Origin of the sequence: Enterococcus sp. BSD2780061688st2 D3, from assembly GCF_005844145.1 — a bacterium.
GTDB classification, from domain to species: Bacteria; Bacillota; Bacilli; order Lactobacillales; family Enterococcaceae; genus Enterococcus_B; species Enterococcus_B durans.
The window spans coordinates 15,347-31,855 of record NZ_SPHN01000014.1; the positions used below are offsets into that span (position 1 = coordinate 15,347).

The window sequence follows — 16,509 nt, forward strand, 5'->3', positions numbered from 1 at the left end:
AGGACATAGGGTGAAACGTGAGAAATTAGGTATCGGTGTGAAGTTATCGGTCTATCTATTCGTATTATTTGGAATAAGATATGTAACGAATACTTTTATGATAGGGATTGCTTATGCTTTTGCAACTCTATTTATGCTATATGATATTTATACAACCATCCGTGATGTAAAAGGACTTAAAAAACATGGTTCATAACAATTGAACATTCAATATCTTTCATACCGCTCTCCGATTGAAATGCAAGCATTGTTTTATCAAATAAGAATACCCTCTTGTGAAAAACTTTATGCTTAAATAGCCACTTGTAAGGAGCAAGATCGGTGGGAACAGATTTTGTGAGCCAACCAATGAATTTATGATTTTAGACTATAATCAAAAGGAGAAAAATTCATGGCCTTTTTACCACCTAATAAAACAAAAGCTGAAGAACTACTTTTGGCGAATAACTTGCACCCCCATAGTAATTACATTCTTGCTAGCAGTCGAATGAATCCTGTTGCTAAATCCGCTACTTGGTTGTTTTTATCAGCTCGAACCTCAATTATCACCAATCTGTTTGAAAAACCTTATTGCCTAGTATTTATAAAAGATAAAATAGTTGCAATAAAAATTTCGGGAAAAGCATCCGTTACAACTTATAACAAAAGTGACATAACTAATTTTTCGGTAAAAGATGGGCTAAATTCTACATTGATAATCGACTTTCTTTATCGGGGCGAACCAATTTCTTTTTATACCCATAAAAACGCTGGTTATCGCATTGCTTATAGCGCTGAAAACCTCAAAAAATTAGAAATGGATTCTTGGCAAGGCTACCTTAGAGAAACTGAATGAACTCGTTCTGCTCTTAACAACAAGAAAAAAATTCATACTTTCTTTATACTTAAAAAAGCTGAATGTGGGACAAATCTAACAATCAATTTTGCTACAGACTCTCGAATAAACGTCATCCAAAAGTCAGTTTTTTCGGAAATTTCAAAAAAAAGAGAGCGTGGGACAAAACTAAAAATCAGTTTTGCCACAGACTCTAAATCCGAATAAACGGTGGTATCAGAAGCAACTCCTTCGGAAATAAGCCGAAATTCACAAAAATTTGAAAAGCAATTTCCGTTCATTTCTTCTTATTTCTCGGAGTTAAACACTTCTGTCCCAACCTCTCTTTAAAACGAATAAACGGTGGGAACAGAGACACTCATTTGAAAAAAATACTCAACCATTTGAAATGTCGTGTCCGTAAAATCCATCTTGTTTCTTGTGTATCAGCATCGTTGTCCAAGATTCAAATAGCTTTCACAATTATACTGGCAACCAGCAAGATAATTCTAAAAACAAAGTTGAAAGCCGAGGTTTGTTTCGGCTTTTTTTGACATGCTCTTCATCAGTATGACTTTTTTACCCAATTATCCGGTGTAAAATCCGGATCATCAATGCCCCACTCATTAAAAAATTCGACTAAGAAATCACGCATAAAACGTTCTCGGCGCTTCGCTTCTTCTTTGCCATATGCTGTATTCATCAAATCTGGTAATAAGAAGAGCTTTTCGTAAAAGTGATTGATAACAGTTGATCCCTTACGGTAGTCGGCTTTATTGGTATAATTTGTCGGCTGGATTTTTGGATCAAAAATCGGGTGGCCATGTCCTCCACCAAAATAGGCTGTTCGCAAAATGCCGATCGCTCCTAATGCCTCGATCCGATCTGCATCCTGAACGATTTGACCTTCTAGTGATAGCACTGGCGCCTGTTCAGATATCCCTTTTGAAAAAGACATATTTTCAATGATGAAGAAAATTGCATCAATCGTTTCTTTTTTTAAATCGATTGCTATTAGAAAATGTTTTAATTCTTGTTTCGCCACTTGTTCATCTTGAACAACTTTATCATCGATCGTATCATGCAGATAAGCAGAAGCAAGCGTGATAAATGGATCAGCTTGAGGTTCAGTCACTAGGATCTTTTTAGCTAACTTGACCACCCGTTTCGTGTGGTCACTTCCATGACCCGTCTGATCATTTGCCAACTGATTCATACTATATTCAGCAATTTGAGCTAGTTTTTCCATAAACGATACTTCTCCTTGTTTTTAATCGACTTGGTAGACAGAAAAATAAATTTTTTCCATGTAATCGATCAAATATTGAGGATTCAATCCTTCATTTGTAGCATCCTGGATCAATTGAGTTGGTTTACGTGACGCACCGTATTGATGGATATGCTCTTTCATCCATTCTTTGATCGGTGAATAATCATCTGAAGCTAAGATTTCATCAATTGATTGTTCTTTTTCCATTGCATGTAGCAATTGTGCTGCATACATATAGCCTAATGCATAAGATGGGAAGTAGCCAAAACTAGCCCCTGACCAATGGACATCCTGTAAGATACCCTCTACATCATTTTCAGGACGAACACCCAGATATTCTTCATATTTATCATTCCAAATTTCTGGTAATTCTTCAATGGCTACCCCTTCATTAAAGATCATTTTCTCGATTTCATAACGAATAATGATATGCAACGGATAAGTTAAGCTATCTGCTTCGATCCGTATTAAACTAGATTGTGTTTTTTTCAATGATCGGTAAAAATCATCAAAGGAGATATCATCAAATGTACCTTCTGCACATTCTTGGAAAAATGGATACTGTTTCTCCCAGAAATTGCGGTTGCTTCCAATAATGATTTCATTGAAAAGGGATTGTGACTCGTGGATTCCCATAGATGTACCTTGATAAATTGGCGTATATGCATATTTTTCATCGATATCCTGTTCATACATCCCATGACCAGCTTCGTGGATCACACCAAAAACTGCCATTTTGAAATCATGCTCATTCCAACGTGTAGTGATCCGTGCATCATTATGATTGATACCAAGCATAAAAGGATGGATCGTATCATCTAAACGGCCTCTTGAAAAATCATAGCCTAATTGCTCAATGACACCGACTACGAATTTTTCTTGTTGTGCCTTTGTCATTTTACGCGTAAGGAAATCCGTTCGTGGTTCTTGTCCTTTTTCGTTTATGGTTTGACGAATCTTGAGGATTCCCGCTTTTAACTGATCAAATACCCGATCTAAGATCTCAACGGTCATCCCTGGTTCATATTGATTCAACAAAACGTCATAGTCCGTTGCTTCGTCTTTTTTCCAATAAGGAATCAATTCTTTTGTCAATTCGATATTCTTTGTTAGCGCTGGTTGGAAATCCGTAAATTTTTTCGATTCACGAGATTTTTGCCATTGAACTTGAGCGCTAGAAGTTGCAGCAGTTAATGCCGTCATCAGTTCTTCTGGCACTTTATATTCTAACTCATAGTCTTCTTTCACTTTTTCAAAGATGACTTTTCCTGTTTCAGACAATTCATCAGGATGTTCAGAAAAGTAATGAATGGCTTCTTTGATTTTAGGACCGATTTTTTTTGAGAAATAAATACTATAGAGATAGCTATTTACTTCACTTCGCTCATTACTTGCCTTTTCAGGCATCCCTGTTTGGATATCCCAATCCAAAATCCCTAAGGCTTGTTGCAGTAGATTGATTTCTTTTAGTTCTTGTAGCAATTCCTTTTCCTTCATTACTAATTCCTCCAAACATCCATTTTTATTTTTTACGCTTCTTTACTTTTTCTTGGAGGACGCGTTCCCCAATATTGAAATAGATCCGTACGCAAAGCACCATTATATAATTTACGTTTTTTTGTTGCTTTTTGTCCGTAATATTCTTCAAAGGCAAGATCACTTGTCAAAATATACTTGCTCCATGTTTTGAGTGGTCGGAAAACATCGCCCATTTCTTCATACAAACGTCTAACTGTTTCTTCTTCTCCAAGACGTTCCCCGTACGGAGGATTTGCAACGATCACGCCATATTCTTTTTCAGTCTTAAAATCCTTCACTGCTCGCTGTTTGAAGGTAATTGAATCCCCTAAACCGATCTCTTCAGCATTTGCCTGAGCAATTTCGATCATTCGGCCATTGATATCTGAGCCAGTGATATCTAGTTCGATGTCATAATCTGCTTTTTCTTCTGCTGCAGCTCGTACATTTTTCATTACTTCTTTGCTGAACCAATCCCATGATTCACAGGCAAATTCTCGGTTGAATCCAGGTGCGATATTGTGACCGATCAATGCTGCTTCGATACAAATCGTTCCAGAACCACAAACGGGATCATAAAATGGACGGTCTTTTCTCCAATTCGTCAGCATCACTAGGGCAGCTGCCATATTTTCTTTTAACGGCGCGCCACCTTTTTCCAAACGATAGCCTCTTTTAAACAAGCTTGGTCCAGTCGTATCTAAAGTAATCATCACATGGTCTTTCAACAACGCAACCTCTAATTGAAAATGCGCACCTGTTTCCGTTAATGGCACTGAAGCTGGTCGATGATAGTACGTACGTAGACGATCAACGATGGCTTTCTTAGTGATTGCCTGACAATCGGGGGTACTGTAAAGCTTCGATTTGATCGATTTGCCCGCCACTGGGAATTCGGCATCTAGTGGAAGAAAGTCTTCCCATGGTAAAGCTTTCACATTCTCGAACAATTCATCAAAAGTAAACGCATCAAACTCACCAACAACGATTTTTACTCTATCCGCAGTTCTCAACCACAAATTGGCTGTCGCGATCGTTTCCATCGTTCCTTTGAATCTGGCTCTCCCATTTTCGACTTCGCACTCGATTCCCAAATCACGTAACTCTTTTCCGACCAATGCTTCTAGGCCGCTTGCAGCCGTCGCCACAAGATTAAATTCTCTATTAATGTCCATATCATTCTCCTTATTTATAAGAAAAGCTGAACGATTCGTCCAGCTTTTGAAAAATCAAAACGAAAGTTTAATCTCAAATGTTAAAAAAACCTTCACAACATGGTTGGAAGGTATTCCCTGTTTTATTGCGGTTTTCTGTAAGCCATGTTTTGTACGTCCTCCTTTTCAGGGAAGAAAGGAGAACGTGGTAACCATCTATCTGCAGTTAACCTGCCCTTTTGTCTCGTTCTTAATTCCCCGACAAAAAGCGCCCCTACCGTTGTTTGGGTTGCTCGCTCGAGGGGTTTACCGCGTTCCACCGAATAAGTTTCCCTATTCGCTTCGTCACTGTGGCACTTTCAAGGATACTAAAGCATAGTCATATGACCTTAGCCCGTTTTCCTGCCGTTACTCCCGAAAGAGTACCTTAGCTTATTTTTTCGCTAAGCACGAACACTACAGACATCACAGTCTGTGCGAGCATGGACTTTCCTCAGCCTGATCAAGTCAGACCGCGATTACCCGAAAACCGCAAAGATCGTTCATTTGTTAGAATTGACGAGTTTTTTCATTATCATCGTCATCACTTACATTTGTGTAGTTATTTGGATTTGGTTGGGAAACTTTTACTGCTGCTTGTTGATCCAATTTTTTTCCAAAAACTTCACGTTCAAGATTTGACAAACGTTTCAAGATATCGAAATTCGTTACTGCTGTGCTCTTAGGTGTTTCAGTTTGTTGCACCCGTGTTGGAGCAGCTCCTTGAGTTTTTGATAATTGAGCGATTTTTGCGCTCAACTTATCGTTTTCTTCTTGTAAAGCAAGGAGTTCTTTGCTGTAAGTTTCATAATCTTTGATAATATTGTCTAAGAATTCATCGACTTCAATGGGGTCATATCCACGCATTTTTGTTTTAAATTCTTGTTGTAAAATGTCTTTAGGACTATAAACCAAGTTCGCCATATTTACACCTCTAGTTCTCATTTACATAATAACATTTCTACTTTCTCATTGTATCGGAAAAATATTGATAAATCAAACACTATCTCATTTATTCACTGAAATTTTGTAAATCGTCCATACTGATCAAACGAATTTCATAGGGATGTTCTTCTTGATATTTTTCTGCATCCCTTAAAAAATACTGGGTTTTCCCAGGAAATTCTTCGTCATAAATCAATAGACAACCATCTGTGTGTTCAAGGAGAAAACGGGTGTGATTTCTTAATTGACTTGGCGACTGATAGGGCTGATGACTTACAGCTTCAACATAGTCAGAAAGTTGTTCTGCTAGTCTTTTCTTCTCTTGATTGTTTTCATTCCAATTGCTACCGAATGCCATGAAAGGATAAATGATCCCTAGATGCAACTCGGGGTAATCAAGTTTCAATTCTGCTACGATCTCCGTTGCCCACAATTCCACACCAAGGTTCCCACTTACAATGATCCATTCCAAGCCTTCTTCTGCTAATTGCTGGATCTCTCTTTTTAAGACTTTTTTAATAACTGCTACTTTGGGATCATTTTCTTTAAATACACCAAGTTCAAAACTCCGATATCCCGAAAAGTAAATGACTTTTACACTATCCATCTCAGTTTCCTTTTCTTTCTCTCGCCTTTTTTGCTATAATATGGCCTAGGAGTGTGATTAAAATGGTTTTACGCTATCCGAATGGCCAACCATACCATAAGAATGCCTCTTTAGAAGAGAAAATTCAAGAAAAAAGAAAAGCACCGATAGAATTCGGCAATCGAGGTATGCGTTTTGAAGAAGCAATCAACGAAAGTAATGAGTATTACCTTGCACGCCAAATAGCTGTTATCCATAAAAAACCAACACCAATACAAATCGTTAAAGTAGATTATCCTCGACGTAGCGCCGCTGTTATTAAGGAAGCATATTTCACCCAAGCTTCCACAACAGATTATAACGGTGTATATCGAGGTTTCTATTTGGATTTTGAAGCAAAAGAAACGAAGAATAAAACTTCTTTTCCATTTAAAAACTTTCATGCGCATCAAATCAGCCATATGGAAGCTTGTCTGCAACAAAATGGGATTTGTTTTGTCTTATTATGGTTTTCATCTTTGAAGCGCTGCTTTTATTTAAATAGTACACACCTGATCGACTATTGGCATGCTCAAAAGGAAAACGGTAGGAAATCTCTGCCGCTCTCTTTGATAGAAAATGTGGGGATCGAGATCCAAACTGGCTTTTCGCCACGTATCCCTTATTTAGATGCAGTCGATCAGTATCTCTCAACACTAACTATTGAAGGAGAACACAAGAATGGCAAATGAACAAACTAGAACTTCCAGACGTAGCAATACCCCTTCTTCTAAAAAAGGACCGAAGAAGTCTGGAAAAAAACCTAGGAAAAATACGAAAAGCCTGATTGCACGAATCTTTCTGATCGTGCTGTCACTAGTATGCGTAGCATTTTTAGCGGGAGTCGGACTTTTCTGGTTCTACGCAAAGGATGCACCTGCATTGACTGACAATGCGTTAGACGCCACCGTCTCTTCTAAACTTTATACCCAAGATGGTGAACTGTTCGAAGACCTAGGTGCAGAAAAACGCGAAAAGATTTCTGCAAATGAATTACCAAAGACGCTAGAAAATGCAATCGTTTCTGTCGAAGACCGAAGATTTTATAAACATATCGGGATCGACCCTGTACGGATCATTGGTTCTGCTGTCTCAAACTTTACTTCTGGCGGACTGCAAGGAGGTAGTACTTTGACACAACAATTGATCAAACTTTCTTACTTCTCGACAAACGCTTCTGACCAAACATTAAAAAGAAAAGCACAAGAAGCTTGGATGGCTGTGAGGTTAGAACAGAAAAAATCAAAACAAGAAATATTGACTTATTATGTGAACAAAGTATATATGTCAAATGGACTATACGGCATGGAAACTGCTTCAGAGATGTATTTTGGTAAGAAGCTAGGCGATTTATCTTTGCCACAAACTGCATTATTGGCTGGAATGCCGCAAGCACCATCTGCTTATGACCCTTATCAGTATCCTGAGCAAGCAAAGAAGCGTCGTGATACTGTTTTGTACACGATGTTGCAAAATGACAAGATTTCTCAAACCGATTATGACAATGCGGTCAATACACCGATAAATGAAGGTCTCCAAGAATTGAAAAAAGAGGCAGATAATTCAAAAATCGTTGATAACTACGTAAAAGAAGTCATTAATGAGGTCCAAGAAAAAACGGATAAGAATGTCTATACTGACGGTCTAGATATCTATACGAATTTAGATTTAGATGCACAAAAACAACTTTATAACATTGTGAATACGGATGAATACGTCAATTACCCGGACGACAAAATGCAAGTTGCATCGACACTGATCGATACCAAAACCGGAGAAGTGAAAGCACAGATCGGTGGCCGCCATGTTGCAGATGACGTGACTCTTGGAATGAATCTAGCAGTGAATACTTCACGCGATTTCGGTTCTACAATGAAACCTGTCACTGATTACGGCCCTGCATTCGAGTATTTAAAATACTCAACTGGAAAAATGATTACTGACGCTCCTTATAACTACGAAGGAACTTCGACTCCTGTTGGTAACTGGGATAACAGCTATCTAGGTACAATCACATTAAGACAAGCATTATATCTTTCTAGAAACGTTCCTGCCGTAAAACTATTTAATGAAGTCGGCTCTGATAAAGTAAGCTCATTCTTGAAGGATCTGGGCATCGAGTACAGTACGATCCATCAGTCAAATGCAATCTCAAGTAACACAGAAAAACAAGATGGGACAAAATATGGTGCATCATCACTGAAAATGGCTGCTGCCTACGCTGCTTTTGCCAACGGCGGAACCTATTATAAACCACAATATGTCAATAAGATCGTCTTCCAAGATGGTACTGAACAAACGTATGAACCTGAAGGAAAAACTGCCATGTCACCAGAAACAGCCTATATGGTCACTGATATCCTAAAAGATACGATTACACAAGGAACTGGATCGAATGCACTCATCCCTGGACTTTTCCAAGCTGGAAAAACTGGGACATCTAACTATACCGATGAGGAATATGCAAAAATAGGTCTTTCGAGTGGCGTGTATCCTGATATTTTATTTGCCGGCTACACACCAAATTATGCGATTTCTGTTTGGACTGGATACAACGAGAAGCTAACGCCTGTAACATCCGAATCTTCTCATGTAGCTTCAGATGTTTATAGAGAATTGATGAAATATGTATCGGCAAATGTGACAAATGAAGATTGGGAAATGCCAAGTGGACTTGTTCGCTATGGTGGCGAGTTATACTATCGAGATCAAGTGAACAATACGCAAAGAAGAACCACACCGTCAAGTACAGTTCCATCTTCGACTGTTACAATACCAGAAAGTTCAACATCTTCTACTACTGAAAGTACTACGACTCAAAGTTCAACAGAAAGCACGACATCTAGTCAGAGTTCTGAGTCATCAAGTAGTAGTGAAACATCATCAAGTACTGCACCTTCATCATCAAGCAGCACTCCGCCGGCATCTAGCTCATCGGCACCACAAGAGTCCTCTGAGCCAACGACGCCGTCAAGTAATGCGAATGAATCACAAGCTAGTGGCAGTTCAGCTGGATGATATGCTTAATAAAATCCAGGGATTCGCAAAAAACAATGCGAATCCCTGGATTTTGCTCTACATATAAGGTAAGCAGACAACATGGTTTCAATAAGTCTGTTGCTACTGTTTATGCAAATCGAATGAGGTCGAGACAAAAGTCGTTTCGATTTGAGAAATTGGAGAAAAAAAGAGGTTGAGACAGAAGTGTTTCTTACTTTTGTCCCAACCTCTTTTTTTGATATTCCCGAAAACCCTGACTTTTGGACGCCGTTTATTTGAGAGAGGCTGGGACAGAAGTGTTTAACTCCGAGAAATAAGAAAAAATGAACGAAAATTGCTTTTCAAATTTTTGTGAATTTCGGCTTATTTCCGAAGGAGTTGCTTCTGCTCCCGCCGTTTATTCGAGAGTCTGTAGCAAACCTGATTGTTAGATTTGCCCCACATTCCTTCGATTTTTATCGTTCGATCTTCATGACTTAGCTTTATTATGCAACTTCATCCTATTTTTACCTTCTTGGCACATATCCAGTAGCGGACATACTTCACAACGCGGGTTTCTTGCCGTACAATGATACCTGCCAAAAAAAATCAAGGTATGGTGTGTTTTCACCCACAAGTCTTCTGGTATTTTTCTCATGAGCGTTTCTTCTACTTCTAGTACCGAAGCGTTCAACTTACAGATTCTCAGACGTTTTGACACTCGTTCGACATGTGTATCGACAGCAATCGCTGGGATACCGAATGCATCCCCAAGGACAACATTGGCTGTTTTCCGTCCTACTCCAGGCAGTGATACCAATGCTTCTCTAGTAGTTGGCACTTGACCGCCAAAGTTTTCGATCAGTTGTTGTGCGCATGCTTTGATATTTTTTGCTTTGTTTCGATAAAGGCCGATCGTCTTGATTTTAGGAATGATTTCTTCAACCGAAGCAGCCGCTAAGTCTTCAGGCGTAGGAAATGCCTCAAACAGGGCAGGAGTTGCTTTATTTACAGAAACATCAGTGGCTTGGGCACTCAAGATGACTGCTATCAGTAATTCATAAGGGTTGTTATGTTGTAATTCACCATGAGCCTCAGGAAACATCTGATACATTTTTTCAATTGCTTCCATGGTTTTCTGCTTACTTAACATATTAGTCCTCCAACCAGTTTTTCAATGATACTTTGGGAAGCTCCTCTTCTTGTTGATTTGATGAGTCCACTTCTTTTTGCAAAAGCTGTTGCTTTCTTCTTTTTTGATCTTCCTCTACTTGCTGTTTTGTCTTGAGATTTTTACGCTCCCAAGACAACAAAATCCGATCTACATAATTGAAACTGTACGCCTGGTTCAAGACAGCTTCACGCAATGCTAGTTTGATGATCTCCGGTTGGTAATGATCTTCTTCAAGCCATTGACCGATCCGCTGAAATTCAATCGCAGACAGAGGCCGCCCAAACTCTTGTTCAAACATCTGGTAGACAGACTGGACTTCTTTCTCCTGACTCATATCTTCTAGTTTTCGACTTTGTTTTTCCAAAAAATCTCCCAGAACATCATATATCGGATAAAGGTCATAGCGATCCACTTTCTTTCCATCGATCGTTTCTGTTTTGATATTTATAAAGCCATTGCTGACTAATCGATTCAATAGTTGATAAATACGGTCTTGCTTGACACCCATGTTTAGAGCAATCATCTGCAGATCTGGAAATGAATCACCTTCTAGCTGTGCCATGTGTATCTGCAATATAAATAAAAATTCTTCTGACTGGAGTCCAATCCGATGATAATTTTTTAGCAATAAATTCGATATGATCGTTTGACCTGATTTTAAATAATTTTCTAAGTTCAACATGGTTTTTCCTCCGCTTCATTCTCAGTATACGTAAAAAAATTAAATGAAGCAAGTGACCATCCCCTTGGTTAATGTGTTTAATTTTTTTGTTTTTATTTTGCACCTTTTCACTTTTCGGAATAAATAAAATGGATTTGTTGTTCTGATTTCTATAAAAATTGACCCATCTATTTCAAAAGTTTTTTTGAAATAGATGGGTCAATCGATTCCCTAGCTTAGCTATAGCTAAAAGCATTATTTTTAAAAATCATCTTCCGTTTGTAAAATATAGGGCTCGCCTTCGTAAGTATATTCTGTGTTCAACGTTCCATCATTTTCATCTGAATAGATACGGCGAGAAAATGGGAAGCGGTGAGATACGCCATCCTTTGCTTCTTCTGCAGGCATCTCATAATAATCTTCTTGTGTCTGATTCAATTGGTTGATTATCTTATCCGCTAGCGACTCAATCGTCACATCTTTTTGCGCCGCTAATTGTTGATAATCCTCCATAAATGCCTCTTGTTGTACAAAATATTCTTTTTCCATCTTACTATTCCTCCCCATCAATCATTCTTGACGATCCATGTTCGTTTATCCATGAGTTGTCTTTCTCTACTTATTTTGGCAGAAAATCCTTTAGAAAACAACTAATTCGTCACACTCCCCTGATTTTAAAAAAAGAAGAGCATGGGACAAAAGTAAGAAACACTTTTATCTCATGCTTTAAAAACGAATAAGCGGTGGGAACAGAAGCAACTCCTTCGGAAATAAGCCGAAATTCACAAAAATTTGAAAAGCAATTTTCGTGAATTTCTTCTTATTTCTCGGAGTTAAACACTTCTGTCCTAGCCTCCCTTCATCATTAACTAAAACGAAAAAATACACAGGTGCCTTCTAACTATTGTGCTGTTTCAATTTCGCCAAGAGCTGCTTGAGCTAATAAGTTCAAGTAGTTCCAAGGGCGATCAAAATGCGGTTGGAAGAAAAAGTCAGAAAGTGCTAGATCTTCGACGGTCATTTTATTTTGAACAGCTAACGACATCGTATTCGCAGATTGCGTAATATCGTATTTAGACATAAATTGAGCGCCAACGATACGGTTCGTTCCTTTTTCATAAACTAATTCCATCATGACTTTTTCAGTCGTTGGCATAAACTCAGGACGATAATTGTCTTCAAAGACAGTTGCTTCTACATCAAGATTATTCATAGGTGCACTTTCTTTTGTCACACCGGTTGAACCAATCGTCCACCCAAATAGATAAAGTCCTGACGTACCTTGTGTACCACGATAAGCCATTTTATGTTCCGTTAGATTATTCCCTACAAGCAAACCTTGACGTACTGCATTCGTAGCAAGAGGAATATAGTTTTGTGTTCCACTTGGATTGTAATTCACTACCGCAGAGTCTCCAGCCGCAAAAATATCTGGGTCACTCGTTTGCATGTACTCGTTCACTTTAATGGCACCATTTGGCAATGTATCTACTTTACCCTTGATCAGAGTAGTATTCGGTCTAAACCCAACACATAGAATAACCATATCTGCATCAAATGTTTCTTTTGGTGTTGCAACTTGTTTTACTTTGCCGTTGTCATCTGCAATAAATTCAGAAACATTTTCTCCCAAGGCTAATGTGACACCTCGATCGACAAGTTCTTTTTCAAGGATATCTGTGAATGGTTTATCAAGGTATTTGTTAAGAATACGATCAAGTCCATCGATCAATGTCACTTGTTTACCTGATTCAACAAATGCTTCGACCAATTCGATCCCGATGTAGCCTCCACCTACGATCACTACGCGTTTTGCTTCTTCAGCCTTGGCAATGATCTCATTCGCTTGATTATAATTTTTACATAACAGAATGTTTTCTGATTCGATTCCTTTGATTGGTGGAATGATTGGCCATGAACCTGTAGTCATGACTAATTTATCGTAAGAAACGGTTTCAACTTCTCCCGTATTCAAATCTTTCGCTGTCACTTTTTTATTTTCAGTATCTACATCAGTGACATCATGTTCCATTTTTACAGTTGCCCCTAAAGAATGAAGCTCTTCAGGATTAGAATAGAATAAACCGGCTGGGTCTTTTACTACACCACCAACATATAATGCGATCCCACAGGATAAAAATGAAACATTGTCATTTCGCTCATATACCGTAACATCTGCTTCTGGATGATTTTTTAAGATACTTTTTACGGCTGCTGTTCCTGCATGTGTGCAGCCAATTACTACAACTTTCATATGTGAATCCCTCCGATTAACGTTTTGTCCTTTGACAAGCTTCACTATATCAAAAATAAAACGGATACAACAGTTTAATGCTTGTGAATTCACAAGGATAAGCTTGTTGTATTGCAAGCATTCTTTTAGATAAACACTGATTTAATAGCTCTACTTATGTGAATAAACACACAATCGTCCTTTAGTTTGTGAATGATTAAGAAAAAAATAAAAAAAGCTAGTGACTTTTTTGTCAAACTAGCTTTTTTAACTTGGTTCATCCATATTTGTTTACTGTCCTAAGCAACCCAAAACTACTTCCCCTTGCATTCTGGGCAAAGACCATATAATTCTAAACGATGTTCTTTGATTTCGAAGTCAGTTAAGCGACTTGCCGCCATTTCGATATCTTCCAAGCCAGGATAATGGAAATCCACGATTTTCCCGCAGTTTTCACAAATGACATGATAATGACGTTTTGAACTGAAATCGAATCGACTAGATGCATCCCCATATTTCATCTCTTGTACGAACCCGATTGAGGTAAACAATCTCAAATTGTTATATACAGTTGCGACACTCATATTTGGAAAACGATGCTCCAGAGCTCGATAAATCTCATCGGCTGTTGGATGAGAATGATGTTCGATCAGGTATTCTAGCACCGCGTACCGCTGAGGTGTAATTCGTATATTTTCTTTTTTTAACTTACCAATTGCTTCTTCGACTATTTTGTTCTCCATTTTTTAAACACCCCAAAGTTGTTATTCTCGTCTTATCATACTATTTTTATTTTTTAAAATCTACTTTTCGTGAAAAGAAATTTCAAAATAATTAAAATATTGCGAAAAAAGGCGTAAATCAAGAATGAATCCCTCTTTTTACGCCTTTGACTCTATTATTTTATCCTAAACACTTATTTATCATCAACTATCTTTTTTATTAAAGTTCTTGATACAACGGTGTAGACAAATAACGTTCTCCATTATCAGGAACGATAGCCAATACTTTTTTGCCTTTTCCTAAAAGTGCAGCTTCTTTGAGTGCCGCTGCAATTGCTGCTCCAGAAGAAATCCCGACTAAAATGCCTTCTTCTTTCCCAACACGTCTCGCAGTCTCCATTGCTTCGTCACCTTTGATGCCAACCACCTTATCATAAACAGAGGTATCTAGTGTACCAGGAACAAAACCTGTACCGATTCCTTGGATTTTATGTGGTCCCGCTGCTTTCCCTTCTAAGATAGCAGATTCAGCAGGTTCGACTCCAACGATTTCAATTGATGGATATACTCGTTTTAACTCTCTACCTGCCCCAGTGATTGTTCCACCTGTACCGATCCCAGCTACAAACGCATCTAGTCCATTGACGCCAAAAGCTTCTTGGATTTCATGTCCTGTTGTTTTTTCATGGATCGCTGGATTCGCTGGATTTTCAAATTGAAGTGGCATGAAATAGCCGTGTTCTTCTGCTAAGCGTTTTGCTTCTTTGATCGACCCACTGATTGCTTCTGATCCTGGAGTCAAAATCAATTCTGCTCCATAGCCCTTCATCAATAACCGACGTTCCATACTCATCGTTTCAGGCATGACAATAATCACTTTATACCCTTTAGCTACCCCTACCATGGCTAAACCAATACCAGTATTACCTGAGGTTGGTTCAATGATCGTATCTCCAGGTTTCAGTATTCCATCTTGTTCTGCTTTTTCAATCATACTTAATGCGATCCGGTCTTTTACACTGCCGCCAGGATTAAAAAATTCAAGTTTCACATAAACTTCTGCTGACCCTTCAGGAACCATGTGGTTTAGCTTGACGATTGGGGTTCTCCCAATCAACTCTGTAATTGAATGATATAATTGTGTCATGTGTATATTCCTCCTCATCTCGTCTTCTTCTTTATCATAATACAAATCAGAAGCTTCTGGCGAATAATTCGTCTTTCCTATTATAATACAAAAAAGCAAAGAAATATCATTTTAGATATTTCTTTGCTTATAAATAATAAGTAAAGCTACACATTCAACTCTTGACCGACTAGTAAAGAATAGTTGGACATCGACATTCCATTTTTGGCCATTAGATCGTCAACAGACATTCCGTACTTTTGGGCGATATCCCATAAAGTATCCCCTGAAACGACCGTATAAGTACCACCAGAAGATGCAGTTGATTTGCTACTCGTTGTCGTCGTTGTGGTTGTACTTGTTGTCGTCGTAGTACTTGTTGAAGACGATGTTGATCCAGTAGATGGTGTATCAAAACGAGTTAAATTATACGTATTAATCAATGAGTTCAATTTTGTACCATAATCAGGATCAGTCGCGTATCTACCTGTCAAATAGGCAGTCGCATCATAGAAACTAGTCGTATTGCTTTTCCATACGCCAGAATAATGATAATCGCCAGTTGAAAAACTAGTCGAACGTAAAACATTCGCATGATCTTGGAAAGACTCCCAATAAGAAGAATACTTGCGGAAAGGTTCATTCATCGTTACCCATTGTCCATCAATATATTCTTGCGTAGCCATATAAACAACCTGCCCACCATAACTACCTTTTACACCGAATAGATTATAATTCGGAGCACTGGATAATCCTGAAGTTCCATAAGCACTTTCCAATAATGCTTGGGCTATCATTACAGAAGCGTACAAGTCATTACTTGCAGCCACTTCTGAAGCAGACCAACCAATTTGATTGATAAACGCTTGAGGATCAGTTGTATTTTGCGGCGCTTGTTCGTCTGCACGTACATGTTGTGGTGCTGCTGTAACCATCATTGGCCCAACGAGCAATGTTGTTCCTACTAAAGGAGCAATTGCCTTTTTATTGATCACCAAAGTTCTTTTACTTTTCTGGTGTCGGGCACTGCGGGTTTTCAGCTCTTGCATTCGAATTCCTCCTCAAAAAAATAAAAAACTCTAAATAAAATTTTCTATCTTTAAACAAACTTAATTAATTAAATTATACTTTTAAATTTCAGGAAACTCAAACTAATCTTAATAAATTTACTTTTTGTAATCTTTAAGTAACATTAGCGAAATATTCCGTAATATAAATCGATCGTAAAACAGAATACCGAACACCTTCT

Annotated in this window: 17 protein-coding genes, 1 other RNA gene and 1 pseudogene; 5 read left to right on the forward strand and 14 right to left on the reverse strand. The window is 38.3% G+C overall.

Going from position 1 to position 16,509, the window contains the following annotated elements:
- Positions 1-10: 10 nt before the first annotated feature.
- Positions 11-196: a hypothetical protein gene (locus tag FGQ66_RS11135; RefSeq protein WP_138302446.1), complete on the forward strand. Its 186-nt coding sequence runs from the start codon at positions 11-13 to the stop codon at positions 194-196.
- Between the two features lie 195 nt (positions 197-391).
- Positions 392-835: a hypothetical protein gene (locus FGQ66_RS11140; RefSeq protein ID WP_113845528.1), complete on the forward strand. Its 444-nt coding sequence runs from the start codon at positions 392-394 to the stop codon at positions 833-835.
- 32 nt (positions 836-867) lie between these two features.
- Here the strand turns inward: FGQ66_RS11140 and FGQ66_RS15230 are convergent, their stop codons facing one another.
- The 7 genes from FGQ66_RS15230 to FGQ66_RS11170 form a co-directional block, all read right to left on the reverse strand.
- On the reverse strand, positions 868-1,116 hold the full coding sequence (locus FGQ66_RS15230) for a hypothetical protein (protein WP_171024606.1): 249 nt from the start codon (positions 1,114-1,116) through the stop codon (positions 868-870).
- 263 nt (positions 1,117-1,379) lie between these two features.
- Positions 1,380-2,063: an HD domain-containing protein gene (locus FGQ66_RS11145; protein WP_005875826.1), complete on the reverse strand. Its 684-nt coding sequence runs from the start codon at positions 2,061-2,063 to the stop codon at positions 1,380-1,382.
- 21 nt (positions 2,064-2,084) lie between these two features.
- Positions 2,085-3,581, reverse strand: coding sequence for a carboxypeptidase M32 (locus FGQ66_RS11150; protein WP_138302447.1), 1,497 nt, complete (start codon positions 3,579-3,581; stop codon positions 2,085-2,087).
- Between the two features lie 32 nt (positions 3,582-3,613).
- On the reverse strand, positions 3,614-4,777 hold the full coding sequence (locus tag FGQ66_RS11155; RefSeq protein WP_113845525.1) for a THUMP domain-containing class I SAM-dependent RNA methyltransferase: 1,164 nt from the start codon (positions 4,775-4,777) through the stop codon (positions 3,614-3,616).
- 133 nt (positions 4,778-4,910) lie between these two features.
- An RNA gene (gene rnpB, locus FGQ66_RS11160) (RNase P RNA component class B) lies at positions 4,911-5,286 on the reverse strand.
- A 19-nt stretch (positions 5,287-5,305) separates the two neighbouring features.
- Positions 5,306-5,719: a cell division regulator GpsB gene (gpsB, locus tag FGQ66_RS11165; RefSeq protein WP_081133507.1), complete on the reverse strand. Its 414-nt coding sequence runs from the start codon at positions 5,717-5,719 to the stop codon at positions 5,306-5,308.
- 88 nt (positions 5,720-5,807) lie between these two features.
- Complete coding sequence (locus FGQ66_RS11170) at positions 5,808-6,347, reverse strand: SLOG family protein (RefSeq protein WP_113845524.1); 540 nt, start codon at positions 6,345-6,347, stop codon at positions 5,808-5,810.
- Positions 6,348-6,409: 62 nt separating this feature from the next.
- Here FGQ66_RS11170 and recU point away from each other — a divergent pair, with 62 nt between their 5' ends.
- The 3 genes and pseudogenes from recU to FGQ66_RS15705 all read left to right on the forward strand — a co-directional run.
- Complete coding sequence (gene recU, locus FGQ66_RS11175) at positions 6,410-7,057, forward strand: Holliday junction resolvase RecU (protein ID WP_113845523.1); 648 nt, start codon at positions 6,410-6,412, stop codon at positions 7,055-7,057.
- The gene (locus tag FGQ66_RS11180) at positions 7,047-9,383 is read left to right on the forward strand and encodes a PBP1A family penicillin-binding protein (protein ID WP_138302448.1); all 2,337 of its coding nucleotides are present in this window, start codon (positions 7,047-7,049) and stop codon (positions 9,381-9,383) included. The genes recU and FGQ66_RS11180 overlap by 11 nt, the downstream gene beginning before the upstream one ends.
- A gap of 267 nt (positions 9,384-9,650) precedes the next feature.
- A pseudogene (locus FGQ66_RS15705) lies at positions 9,651-9,770 on the forward strand (DUF3788 family protein); the annotation flags it as partial.
- A 64-nt stretch (positions 9,771-9,834) separates the two neighbouring features.
- Here FGQ66_RS15705 and nth read toward each other — a convergent pair.
- The 7 genes from nth to FGQ66_RS11220 form a co-directional block, all read right to left on the reverse strand.
- A complete protein-coding gene (gene nth / locus FGQ66_RS11190) occupies positions 9,835-10,497 on the reverse strand; it encodes an endonuclease III (RefSeq protein ID WP_005875840.1) in 663 nt (220 codons plus the stop codon).
- 1 nt (position 10,498) lies between these two features.
- On the reverse strand, positions 10,499-11,200 hold the full coding sequence (locus FGQ66_RS11195) for a DnaD domain protein (RefSeq protein ID WP_005875843.1): 702 nt from the start codon (positions 11,198-11,200) through the stop codon (positions 10,499-10,501).
- 240 nt (positions 11,201-11,440) lie between these two features.
- A complete protein-coding gene (locus FGQ66_RS11200; protein ID WP_005875845.1) occupies positions 11,441-11,728 on the reverse strand; it encodes a DUF5960 family protein in 288 nt (95 codons plus the stop codon).
- Positions 11,729-12,080: 352 nt separating this feature from the next.
- The gene (locus FGQ66_RS11205; protein WP_081133503.1) at positions 12,081-13,433 is read right to left on the reverse strand and encodes an NADH oxidase; all 1,353 of its coding nucleotides are present in this window, start codon (positions 13,431-13,433) and stop codon (positions 12,081-12,083) included.
- A gap of 293 nt (positions 13,434-13,726) precedes the next feature.
- Positions 13,727-14,155: a Fur family transcriptional regulator gene (locus tag FGQ66_RS11210; protein ID WP_005875849.1), complete on the reverse strand. Its 429-nt coding sequence runs from the start codon at positions 14,153-14,155 to the stop codon at positions 13,727-13,729.
- Positions 14,156-14,354: 199 nt separating this feature from the next.
- The gene (cysK, locus tag FGQ66_RS11215) at positions 14,355-15,281 is read right to left on the reverse strand and encodes a cysteine synthase A (protein WP_113845520.1); all 927 of its coding nucleotides are present in this window, start codon (positions 15,279-15,281) and stop codon (positions 14,355-14,357) included.
- Between the two features lie 146 nt (positions 15,282-15,427).
- Positions 15,428-16,309 carry a glucosaminidase domain-containing protein gene (locus FGQ66_RS11220; RefSeq protein WP_005875853.1) on the reverse strand — a complete coding sequence of 294 codons (882 nt, stop codon included), beginning with the start codon at positions 16,307-16,309 and terminating at the stop codon, positions 15,428-15,430.
- Between the last annotated feature and the right edge of the window lie 200 nt (positions 16,310-16,509).

Bases quoted from the DNA above. Each gene is read 5' to 3' on its own strand.
- FGQ66_RS11205 (WP_081133503.1), bottom strand. From the start codon at position 13,433: ATGAAAGTTGTAGTAATTGGCTGCACACATGCAGGAACAGCAGCCGTA.
- FGQ66_RS11170 (WP_113845524.1), bottom strand. From the start codon at position 6,347: ATGGATAGTGTAAAAGTCATTTACTTTTCGGGATATCGGAGTTTTGAA.
- gpsB (WP_081133507.1), bottom strand. From the start codon at position 5,719: ATGGCGAACTTGGTTTATAGTCCTAAAGACATTTTACAACAAGAATTT.
- FGQ66_RS11150 (WP_138302447.1), bottom strand. From the start codon at position 3,581: ATGAAGGAAAAGGAATTGCTACAAGAACTAAAAGAAATCAATCTACTG.
- FGQ66_RS11180 (WP_138302448.1), top strand. From the start codon at position 7,047: ATGGCAAATGAACAAACTAGAACTTCCAGACGTAGCAATACCCCTTCT.
- FGQ66_RS11210 (WP_005875849.1), bottom strand. From the start codon at position 14,155: ATGGAGAACAAAATAGTCGAAGAAGCAATTGGTAAGTTAAAAAAAGAA.
- FGQ66_RS11220 (WP_005875853.1), bottom strand. From the start codon at position 16,309: ATGCAAGAGCTGAAAACCCGCAGTGCCCGACACCAGAAAAGTAAAAGA.
- nth (WP_005875840.1), bottom strand. From the start codon at position 10,497: ATGTTAAGTAAGCAGAAAACCATGGAAGCAATTGAAAAAATGTATCAG.
- FGQ66_RS11155 (WP_113845525.1), bottom strand. From the start codon at position 4,777: ATGGACATTAATAGAGAATTTAATCTTGTGGCGACGGCTGCAAGCGGC.
- recU (WP_113845523.1), top strand. From the start codon at position 6,410: ATGGTTTTACGCTATCCGAATGGCCAACCATACCATAAGAATGCCTCT.
- FGQ66_RS11140 (WP_113845528.1), top strand. From the start codon at position 392: ATGGCCTTTTTACCACCTAATAAAACAAAAGCTGAAGAACTACTTTTG.
- FGQ66_RS11200 (WP_005875845.1), bottom strand. From the start codon at position 11,728: ATGGAAAAAGAATATTTTGTACAACAAGAGGCATTTATGGAGGATTAT.
- cysK (WP_113845520.1), bottom strand. From the start codon at position 15,281: ATGACACAATTATATCATTCAATTACAGAGTTGATTGGGAGAACCCCA.
- FGQ66_RS11195 (WP_005875843.1), bottom strand. From the start codon at position 11,200: ATGTTGAACTTAGAAAATTATTTAAAATCAGGTCAAACGATCATATCG.
- FGQ66_RS11145 (WP_005875826.1), bottom strand. From the start codon at position 2,063: ATGGAAAAACTAGCTCAAATTGCTGAATATAGTATGAATCAGTTGGCA.
- FGQ66_RS15230 (WP_171024606.1), bottom strand. From the start codon at position 1,116: ATGAACGGAAATTGCTTTTCAAATTTTTGTGAATTTCGGCTTATTTCC.